A 1,268-nucleotide genomic window follows, 5' to 3' on the forward strand; every position below is an offset into this window, starting at 1 on the left:
GGAGAAGTACGGCCGCAAGTTCTACATCATGTACGACGCCACCGGCTGGACCAACATGCAGTCGGAGATGAAGGCCGACTGGACCAACAAGATGAAGGCCCACACCGCCTCGTCCGCCTACGCCATGCAGAACGGCAAACCGGTGGTCTGCATCTGGGGCTTCGGCTTCAACGACGCCAACCACCCCTGGGACGCCGCGACCTGTCTCGACGTCATCAACTGGTTCAAGAGCCAGGGCTGCTACGTCATCGGCGGGGTGCCGCGCGAGTGGCGCACCGGGGTCGGCGGCTCCCGGGCCGGGTACCTGGGCACCTACCACGCCTTCAACATGCTCTCGCCGTGGATGGTCGGCGCCATCGGGAACGCCGCCGACTCCGACTCGGTCTACCAGAACATCAACGTCCCAGACCAGGCCGACTGCAACGCCAACGGCATCGACTACCAACCCTGCGTCCTGCCCGGCGACCTGTCGGGGCGTCAGCGCGCGCACGGCGACTTCATGTGGCGGCAGTTCTACAACATGGTCCGGGTCGGCGCCCAGGGCATCTACATCTCCATGTTCGACGAGTACGGCGAAGGCAACCAGATCGCCAAGACCGCCGAGACCCAGGCCACCACCCCCACCGGCTCCGGACTGCTCTCCCTGGACGAGGACGGCACCGCCTGCTCGGCCGACTACTACCTGCGGCTGACCGGCGACGGCGGCCGGATGCTCAAGGGCCAGATCGCCCTGACCGCCACCCGCCCCACACCACCCGTCGCCACCAGCACCGGCGGCGCCACCCTGGCCGTGGTCAGCTTCCGCTCCCAGGTCAACAACCTGTACGTGACCGCCGAGAACGCCGGGGCCTCCGCGCTGATCGCCAACCGCACCGCGATCGGCACCTGGGAGGAGTTCGACGAGGTCGACGCCGGCAGCGGACACATCGCGCTGCGCGCCCACGCCAACGGCCGCTTCGTCACCACCGGCAGCGGCGGCACCCAGCAGCTGATCGCCAGCAGCACCACCGTCGGCCCCTCCGAGACCTTCCAACTGATCCACAACAGCGGCGGCACCGTCAGCCTGCTCTCACTGGCCGACAACGAGTACGTGACGGCCGAGAACGCCGGCGCCAACCCGCTGATCGCCAACCGCACCGCCATCGGCCTCTGGGAGCAGTTCACCCTCGTCACCTCCTAATGAAGCTCGTCAAGCAGCCGCTGTGACCGGGAGTCCACCTTGGAAGCACTGTCCGTCGCGTATGAGGGCCCACAGGACGTTGACGCGT

1 protein-coding gene is annotated in these 1,268 nt (G+C 67.5%); it reads left to right on the forward strand.

The genetic code is table 11. The features are described 5' to 3' along the window. The coding region (locus IF29_RS48375) for a DUF7910 domain-containing protein (RefSeq protein ID WP_037598775.1) at positions 1–1,180 on the forward strand (1,180 nt) is incomplete at its 5' end. Positions 1,181–1,268: the final 88 nt, after the last annotated feature.

Origin of the sequence: Streptacidiphilus jeojiense, from assembly GCF_000719095.1 — a bacterium.
Taxonomy (GTDB): domain Bacteria; phylum Actinomycetota; class Actinomycetes; order Streptomycetales; family Streptomycetaceae; genus Streptacidiphilus; species Streptacidiphilus jeojiensis.